The 7856-nt window shown below is 71.4% G+C and carries 10 protein-coding genes and 1 pseudogene; all 11 read left to right on the top strand.

Going from position 1 to position 7856, the window contains the following annotated elements; translation table 11 throughout:
• Nucleotides 1-252: pseudogene (locus GTY47_RS40630) on the top strand (dehydrogenase); the annotation flags it as partial.
• Nucleotides 249-2096, top strand: a complete 1848-nt coding sequence (locus GTY47_RS03780; RefSeq protein WP_010038720.1) for a transketolase — start codon at nucleotides 249-251, stop codon at nucleotides 2094-2096. The pseudogene GTY47_RS40630 and the gene GTY47_RS03780, both read left to right, overlap by 4 nt.
• Nucleotides 2093-3022, top strand: coding sequence for a non-homologous end-joining DNA ligase (gene ligD, locus GTY47_RS03775; protein WP_010038718.1), 930 nt, complete (start codon nucleotides 2093-2095; stop codon nucleotides 3020-3022). Before GTY47_RS03780 ends, ligD begins: the two co-directional genes overlap by 4 nt.
• 91 nt (nucleotides 3023-3113) lie before the next feature.
• On the top strand, nucleotides 3114-3482 hold the full coding sequence (locus GTY47_RS03770; RefSeq protein WP_078602812.1) for a gas vesicle protein: 369 nt from the start codon (nucleotides 3114-3116) through the stop codon (nucleotides 3480-3482).
• Nucleotides 3483-3528: 46 nt separating this feature from the next.
• On the top strand, nucleotides 3529-3963 hold the full coding sequence (locus GTY47_RS03765) for a gas vesicle structural protein GvpA (protein WP_010038714.1): 435 nt from the start codon (nucleotides 3529-3531) through the stop codon (nucleotides 3961-3963).
• Nucleotides 3960-4733, top strand: coding sequence for a GvpL/GvpF family gas vesicle protein (locus GTY47_RS03760; RefSeq protein ID WP_010038712.1), 774 nt, complete (start codon nucleotides 3960-3962; stop codon nucleotides 4731-4733). The genes GTY47_RS03765 and GTY47_RS03760 overlap by 4 nt, the downstream gene beginning before the upstream one ends.
• A 4-nt stretch (nucleotides 4734-4737) precedes the next feature.
• Nucleotides 4738-5001, top strand: coding sequence for a gas vesicle protein GvpG (locus tag GTY47_RS03755; RefSeq protein WP_010038710.1), 264 nt, complete (start codon nucleotides 4738-4740; stop codon nucleotides 4999-5001).
• Nucleotides 4998-5633, top strand: a complete 636-nt coding sequence (locus tag GTY47_RS03750; RefSeq protein WP_029181095.1) for a hypothetical protein — start codon at nucleotides 4998-5000, stop codon at nucleotides 5631-5633. Before GTY47_RS03755 ends, GTY47_RS03750 begins: the two co-directional genes overlap by 4 nt.
• Complete coding sequence (locus tag GTY47_RS03745) at nucleotides 5630-6760, top strand: SRPBCC family protein (RefSeq protein ID WP_010038706.1); 1131 nt, start codon at nucleotides 5630-5632, stop codon at nucleotides 6758-6760. Before GTY47_RS03750 ends, GTY47_RS03745 begins: the two co-directional genes overlap by 4 nt.
• Nucleotides 6757-7095, top strand: a complete 339-nt coding sequence (locus GTY47_RS03740; RefSeq protein ID WP_010038705.1) for a gas vesicle protein — start codon at nucleotides 6757-6759, stop codon at nucleotides 7093-7095. The genes GTY47_RS03745 and GTY47_RS03740 overlap by 4 nt, the downstream gene beginning before the upstream one ends.
• Nucleotides 7092-7847 carry a GvpL/GvpF family gas vesicle protein gene (locus GTY47_RS03735; protein ID WP_010038704.1) on the top strand — a complete coding sequence of 252 codons (756 nt, stop codon included), beginning with the start codon at nucleotides 7092-7094 and terminating at the stop codon, nucleotides 7845-7847. The genes GTY47_RS03740 and GTY47_RS03735 overlap by 4 nt, the downstream gene beginning before the upstream one ends.
• Nucleotides 7848-7856: the final 9 nt, after the last annotated feature.

Below are 7856 nucleotides of genomic sequence, written 5' to 3'. Positions count from 1 at the left end.
CAGCCTGGCGGTGAACCCGCCAAGAATCAGCCCGGCGGCGAACCCGCCACGAACCAGGCCGGCGGCGAGCCCGCCGAGAAGCAGCCCGGCGGCGAGCCCGCCGAGAAGCAGCCCGGCCGTGAAGGTGCCGAGAAGCAGCCCGGGGCCGTCCCGGAGCCCCCGGCCGGTCAGCCACCCCCCGGACCCGACACCGCTCCCGGTCCCGTCAAGCGGTCCGACGTCCCGGACGACTCCGCGAAAGGAGACTCATGAACACCGGTGAACTCACCGACCTCGGACAGCAGCTGCGCGTGGACAGTGTCCGCGCTGCCGCCGCCGCCGGCTCCGGGCACCCGACGTCCTCCATGTCCGCGGCCGATCTGATGGCCGTCCTGCTCGCGCACCACCTCCGCTACGACTTCGACCGCCCCGCCCACCCCGGCAACGACCGTTTCGTCCTCTCCAAGGGACACGCCTCCCCGTTGCTGTACTCCGCGTACAAGGCGGCCGGCGCCATCGACGACGAGGAGCTGCTCACCTTCCGCAAGCTGGGCAGCCGACTCGAAGGGCACCCCACACCCCAGCGCCTGCCCTGGGTCGAGACGGCCACCGGCTCGCTCGGGCAGGGCCTGCCGGTCGGGGTCGGCATCGCGCTCGCCGGCAAGCGGCTGGACCGCACCGGCTACCGCACCTGGGTGCTGTGCGGCGACAGCGAACTGGCCGAGGGATCCGTGTGGGAGGCCGCCGAGCACGCCGGGTACGAGCACCTGGACAACCTCACCGTGATCGTCGACGTCAACCGGCTCGGCCAGCGCGGCCCGACCCGGCACGGCCACGACCTGGACGCCTACGCCCGCCGCTTCCAGGCCTTCGACTGGCACACCATCGAGGTCGACGGGCACGACGTGGACGCGATCGACCGCGCCTACGGAGAGGCCGCGTCCACCAAGGGCCAGCCCACCGCGATCCTCGCCCGCACCCTCAAGGGCAAGGGCGTCGAGGGCGTCCAGGACCGCGAGGGCCTGCACGGCAAGCCGCTGCCCGAGGCCGACGACGCGATCGCCGAACTCGGCGGCCCGCGCGACATCCGCGTCCAGGTGCAGGAGCCGCCCGCCGCGCGCATGCTGCACTCCGTCCACACCGGGAACTTCGAACTCCCGACCTGGGACAAGGGCGAGGAGGTCGCCACCCGCAACGCCTTCGGCGAGGCCCTGGCCGCCCTGGGGACCGGCCGCGGCGACATCGTCGCCCTGGACGGCGAGGTCGGCGACTCCACCCGCGCGGAGTTCTTCGCCAAGGAGCACCCCGACCGCTACTTCGAGTGCTACATCGCCGAGCAGCAGCTGGTCGCCTCGGCCGTCGGACTCGCGGCACGCGGCTGGGTGCCGTACGCCGCCACCTTCGCCGCCTTCCTGACCCGGGCCCACGACTTCGTCCGGATGGCGTCCGTCAGCGGCTCCGGCATCAACCTCGTCGGCTCGCACGCGGGCGTCGCCATCGGCCAGGACGGGCCCAGCCAGATGGGTCTGGAGGACCTGGCGATGATGCGGGCGGTGCACGGCTCGACCGTGCTGTACCCCTGCGACGCCAACCAGACCGCGAGGCTCGTCGGCACGATGGCAGGCCTGGAGGGCGTCCGCTACCTGCGCACCTCGCGCGGCGAGAGCCCCGTGATCTACGGCCCGGACGAGGAGTTCCCGGTCGGCGGGAGCAAGGTGCTGCGCTCCTCCGACCGCGACCGGCTGACCCTCGTCGCGGCCGGCGTCACCGTGCACGAGGCACTGGCCGCCGCCGACGCCCTGGAGCGGGCGGGCATCCGGGCGCGGGTGATCGACCTGTACTCGGTGAAGCCCGTCGACCGGGCCACCCTGCGCCGGGCCGCCGAGGAGACCGGCTGCCTGGTGACCGTGGAGGACCACCACCCGGAGGGCGGCATCGGCGACGCGGTCCTGGAAGCCTTCGGCGACGGACGCCCCGTACCGCGCCTGGTACGGCTCGCCGTACGGAGCATGCCGGGCTCGGCCTCCCCGGACGAACAGCTGCACGCCGCGGGTATCGACGCCGAGTCCGTCGCGGCGGCCGGGCGGCTGCTGGTGGAGGAGGCGGTCGTGCCGTGAGCGGCGGCGACGGCACGCGCAGGGTGCGGGCCGGCCGCCGCACCGTGGAGGTCCACCGGCCGGACAAGGTGCTCTTCCCCGGCGGCGGGGACGCCAAGGAGTACACCAAGGGCGACCTGGTGGACTACCACCGCGCCGTCGCGCCCTTCATGCTGCCGCACCTGCGCGGCCGTCCGCTGATGCTGGAGCGGCACCCGGACGGGCTCGACGGGCCCACGTTCATGCAGAAGAACACCCCGGACCACTACCCGGAGTGGATCACCCGCGTCGAGGTGGCCAAGGAGGGCGGCACCGTCCGCCACGTGGTCTGCGACGACACCGCCACCCTCCTCTACCTGGCCGACCAGGCCGCCGTCACGCTGCACCGGTGGCTGTCCCGCGCCGACAGCGTCGACCACCCCGACCGGCTGGTCTTCGACCTGGATCCGGCGGGGGACGACTTCGACGCCGTACGCGAGGCCGCCCGGCTGCTTGGGCAGCTGCTGGACGAGCTGGAGCTGCCCTCGGCGCTGATGACCACCGGATCGCGCGGGCTGCACCTGATCGTGCCGTTGAACGGCCGGCACGACTTCGACGAGGTGCGCTCCTTCGCCCACGACGTCGCCGGCACCCTCGCCGACGCCCACCCCGATCGGCTGACCACCGCCGCCCGCAAGAAGGACCGCGGTGAGCGGCTCTACCTCGACGTGCAGCGCAACGCCTACGCGCAGACCGCCGTCGCGCCGTTCACGGTCCGGCCCCGGCCGGGCGCGCCCGTGGCCACCCCGATCACCTGGGACCAGCTGGACGACCCGGAGCTGCATGCCCGCCGCTGGACCATCGCCGACGCCGTCGAGCAGGCCCGCACCGACCCCTGGTCGGGTCTGCTCACCCGAGGCCGGGCACTGGGACCGGCCCGGCGGCGGCTGAACGCCCTGCGCGGCTGAGCCACACCCGTGGCCCGCGGCGGGTGGCAGATGCATGCGCCCGTAGAGGTTTGGCGAACACTCTTGCGGCCACACGGAGGGGGAGGTGGCCATGTCGAACACAAACAACACGCAAGAGTCACAGAGTTCACAGAAATCTCAGGACTCCCAGAATCCTCGCAAATCCACTGACAACACGGCCGACGACCGGCCGAGCCCCATGGAGGTGCTGCGCCACGCGCGCGGCCAGCTCGCGGAGCTCACCGGCATGACCGCCGAGTCCGTGTCGTCCTTCGAGCAGACCGAGCAGGGCTGGGCGCTGGAGGTCGAGGTCCTCGAACTCGAGCGCGTGCCCGACACGATGAGCCTGATGGCGAGCTATCAGGTGGAGCTCGACGCCCGAGGGCAACTCACGGGTTATCGCCGCGTCCGCCGCTACGAGCGGGGGCGGTCCGACCCGCGAAGGACCGGCGGTCACTAGGCCGCCCGACCGGACCCGCACCCACAGACAAGGAGGGACATCCGGCATGACAGTCGTACCGGCACAGCAGACCGGCGGCGGAGGCGGCAGCAGCGGTCTCTACGACGTGCTTGAACTTGTTCTGGACAGGGGGCTCGTCATCGACGCATTCGTGCGAGTCTCCCTGGTCGGCATCGAGATCCTCAAGATCGACGTTCGCGTCGTCGTCGCCAGCGTCGACACCTATCTGCGCTTCGCCGAGGCGTGCAACCGGCTCGACCTGGAGGCCGGGCCGCGCAAGGACCCGGGCCTGCCCGACCTGGTGGGGGAGATGACCGAGTCCGGCGCGCGCGGCAAGTCCAAGGGGGCGCTGTCCGGCGCCGCCGAGACCATCTCCGACGCCTTCAAGCAGGCGCGTTCCGAAGGCTCCGAGCAGGAGACCGAGTCCCGTCCGCGAGCCCGTAAGAGCACGTCCGCCCGCCGGAAGGAGGAGCAGGAGTGAGCACCTACGTCTACGGCATCGCGGCGAGCTCGCACCCCGGGCTCCCCGAGGGCATGGGCGGCGTCGGCGACCCGCCACGCCCGGTGCGCATCCTGCGCGAGGGCGACCTGGCCGCCGTGGTGAGCGAGGCGCCCGAAGGGCTGCGGCCCAAGCGCAAGGACCTGCTCGCCCACCAGAACGTGCTCAGCGAGGCGGGCGCGGCCGGCTGTGTGCTGCCCATGCGGTTCGGCAGCGTCGCCCCGGACGACAACTCGATCACGGCGGTCCTCGCCGAGCGCGCCGAGCACTACAAGGAGCGCCTGCGGGCCCTCGACGGCCGGGTCGAGTACAACGTCAAGGCCAACCACGTCGAAGAGGCCGTACTGCACCAGGTGATGGCCGAGAACCCGGAGATCCGTGGTCTCGCCGAGGCCAACCGCCAGGCGGGCGGCGGCAGTTACGACGACAAGATCCGGCTCGGCGAGATGGTCGCGGCCGCCGTCAAGGCCCGGGAGGCCGAGGACGCCGCCGCACTCCAGCGCGTGCTGGAACCGGCTGCCGAGGCCGTAAGCGTGGGTCCCGAGTCCACCGGCTGGCTGGCCAACGTGTCGTTCCTGGTGGACCGGAAGTCGGCCGACACCTTCCTGGCAGCCGTGGAAGAGGCCCGCAAGGACCTGCCGCACCTGGAGGTGCGGGTCAACGGACCGCTGCCGCCGTACAGCTTCGTCGAGCCCGGCCCGACCGAGCCGGCGGGCACGGTGGCGAGCGGCACGGACGCCGGAGCGGGGTGACGACGTGGGCCTGATATCGGAGGTGCTGCTGCTGCCGTTCGCACCCGTGCGCGGCAGCGCCTGGGCCATCAGACAGGTGCTCCAGGAGGCCGAGCGGATCTACTACGACCCCGCCACGGTCCGGGCCGAACTGTCCCGTCTGGAGGAGCAGTTGGAGGCCGGTGAGATCACCGAGGAGGAGTTCGACCGTCTTGAGGACGACCTCCTCGACCGGTTGGAGATCGCTTCGCGCGGGAGCGCGGGAACGGGTAACGGGACGACACGATGAACCGAATGGGACTGGGCCTCGCCGTGGGGGCCGGATATCTCCTGGGCCGGACCAAGAAGCTGAAGATGGCGGTGGCCATCGGCGGCCTGGCGGCCGGGAAGCGGATGAACCTGAGCCCGCGCATGGTCGCGGACCTGGTCCAGCAGCAGCTGCGGAACAATCCGCAGGTCAAGGAGATCGGGGACCAGCTGCGGCAGGACCTGCGCGGTGTCGGCAAGGCGGCCTCCGGGGCCATGGTCGAGCGGCAGCTCGACGCCTTCGCCGACCGGCTGCACGGGCGTACGGCCCAGGTGCGTGACCAGTTGGCGGGCGCGGTGCCCGGCGGCGCCGGTGCCGAGGACGTCGAGGACGAGGAGCCCCAGGAGCCCGAGGACTCCGCGCCGGACGAGGACGAGGAGCCGGAGCCGGCCCCGGAGGAGGCGGCGAAGAAGGCCCCGGCCAAGAAGGCACCCGCGAAGAAGGCGGCGAAGAAGGCCCCCGCCAAGAAGGCACCCGCGAAGAAGGCCCCCGCCAAGAAGACGGCGGGCCCGAAGGCGGCGAAGAAGGGCACGGCCGCGAAGAAGGCGACCTCCGCCGGGAACCGGGGCGGCAGCTCCCGGACCCGGCTGCCGAAGGGAGGCGGTGAGGGATGACCGACACGCTCGGATCCGCGTCCTCCGCCGCAAGCGGAGCGACGAAGAACCCGCTCACCGACGTGGCCCACAGCGAGGCCGCCGACCGGCTGAAGGCCGAACTGCAGGAGTACCTCGCCGCCCAGGCCACCCGGATGCTGACCGGCGTGGGCCGCAAGCTCGGCGAGACCACCGTCAGACTGAACGACATCGCCGAGGGCAAGAGCCCCGGCTTCGCCAAGCTCGCCCTCGACGGCGGCCGCAAGCTCGCCGAGGGCAAGGGACCGCTGCGCGCCGCCCTGGAGACCGGCGCCTCGCGCGCCAAGGACAGCGTGACCGGCGCCCTGAAGAACCTGGGCGGCGGCAAGGGGAAGGGCAAGGGCCGTTCCGGCAACAAGCCGACCGTCATCATCGAGCACATCGACGTCGGCGTGCCCGTGCGCACCGCCTACGACCAGTGGACCCAGTACCAGGACTTCAGCACCTTCGCGAAGGGCGTCAAGAGCGCGAGCCGCGACGACGACACCCACTCCGACTGGCAGTTGAAGGTCTTCTGGTCCAACCGCAGCTGGAAGGCGCACACGACCGAGCAGGTGCCGGACAACCGCATCGCGTGGACCTCGGAGGGCGCCAAGGGCACGACGAAGGGCGTCGTCTCCTTCCACCGGATCACCGACGACCTCACACGGGTCCTGCTGGTCATCGAGTACTACCCGTCCGGCTTCTTCGAGAAGACCGGCAACATCTGGCGCGCCCAGGGCCGCCGCGCCCGGCTCGACCTGAAGAACTTCGTCCGCTTCGTCACGCTCAAGGGCGAGGCGGAGGACGGCTGGCGCGGCGAGATCCGCGACGGCGAGGTCGTCCGCAGTCACGAGGACGCGCTCGCCGAGGAGGAGTCCGAGGAGTCCGAGGAGCCCGAGGACGAGTACGCCGAGGAGCCGGAGGAGGAAGGCGAGGAGGAACCCGAGGGCGAGTACGAGGACGAAGCGGAGGCCGAGTACGACGAGGAGGAAGAGCCCGAGGAGGAGCCCGAGGAGGAGCCCGAGGACGAGCCCGAGGAAGAGGCCGAAGGGGAGTACGAGGACGAAGAGGGTGACGAGGCCGACGAGTACGAGGACGAGTACGCCGAAGGCGGGAGCCGGCGATGACGACGCCCAGCAGGATGCCCGAACCCTACGGCCAGGGAAGCGGCGCCAACCTCGCCGACATCCTGGAACGGGTGCTCGACAAGGGCATCGTCATCGCGGGCGACATCCGCATCAACCTGCTCGACATCGAACTGCTCACCATCAAGCTGCGTTTGATCGTCGCCTCGGTGGACAAGGCGAAGGAGATGGGCATCGACTGGTGGGAGACCGACCCGGCACTGAGCTCGCGGGCCCGCCGTGATGAACTGACCCGTGAGAACGCCGAGTTGCGCGAGAGGCTGGCCCGGCTGGAGGAACTGGAGCCCGGCCGCGCGCAGAAGAAGGAGGCACCGTGACCGGACTGCGGTACGTCTACGCCGTCTGCCGCCCCTTCGGTACGCCTCTCCAGTCCCAGCTGTCGGGGGTGGCGGGCGATCCGCCCAGAGCGCTGAACCACCACGGCCTCGTGGCCGTGGTCAGCCACGTACCGGAGCGGGACTTCGCGGAGGAACCGCTCCGCGCCCATCTGGAGGACCTGGACTGGCTCACCGAGACCGCCCGCGCCCACCAGGGCGTGATCGACGCGCTCACCACCGTCACGACCCCGCTGCCGCTGCGGCTCGGCACCGTCTTCCGGGACGACAGCGGCGTGCGGACGATGATGGAGGCCCGCGAAGAGGACTTCCGGCGCACCCTCGACCGCCTGGAGGGCCGGGTCGAGTGGGGTGTGAAGGTGTACGCCGAGTCCGAACCGCAGGAGAGCGCCCGGCCCGCGCAGAAGGCCACATCGGGCCGCGACTACCTGCGGCAGCGGCGTATGCAGACCAGGTCGCACGAGGAGATGTGGCAGAAGGCGGAAAGCTTTTCGACCCGACTGCACGAGGAGCTTTCCGCATTCGCAGAGGATTCCCGGCTGCATCCCCCGCAGAACCCCGCGCTTTCCAAAGCGACCGGGCGTAACGTACTGAACGCCGCCTATCTCGTGCCGCGCGCGCATTCCGAGGAATTCGTGGAAATGGTGGACCGCACGAAGGGCGAGGTGCCCGGAATGCGCGTCGAACTCACCGGCCCCTGGGCGGCCTATTCGTTCGCCGGGGAGGCCACATGACCGACGGGA

The sequence above is a fragment of the Streptomyces sp. SID5464 genome, assembly GCF_009862985.1.
GTDB classification, from domain to species: domain Bacteria; phylum Actinomycetota; class Actinomycetes; order Streptomycetales; family Streptomycetaceae; genus Streptomyces; species Streptomyces chartreusis_D.
Note: the sequence above shows the minus strand (reverse complement) of the source record. Positions and strands in the feature narration are given on the sequence as shown.

Bases quoted from the DNA above. Each gene is read 5' to 3' on its own strand.
- GTY47_RS03740 (WP_010038705.1), top strand. From the start codon at position 6,757: ATGACGACGCCCAGCAGGATGCCCGAACCCTACGGCCAGGGAAGCGGC.
- GTY47_RS03765 (WP_010038714.1), top strand. From the start codon at position 3,529: ATGACAGTCGTACCGGCACAGCAGACCGGCGGCGGAGGCGGCAGCAGC.
- GTY47_RS03750 (WP_029181095.1), top strand. From the start codon at position 4,998: ATGAACCGAATGGGACTGGGCCTCGCCGTGGGGGCCGGATATCTCCTG.
- GTY47_RS03745 (WP_010038706.1), top strand. From the start codon at position 5,630: ATGACCGACACGCTCGGATCCGCGTCCTCCGCCGCAAGCGGAGCGACG.
- GTY47_RS03780 (WP_010038720.1), top strand. From the start codon at position 249: ATGAACACCGGTGAACTCACCGACCTCGGACAGCAGCTGCGCGTGGAC.
- GTY47_RS03770 (WP_078602812.1), top strand. From the start codon at position 3,114: ATGTCGAACACAAACAACACGCAAGAGTCACAGAGTTCACAGAAATCT.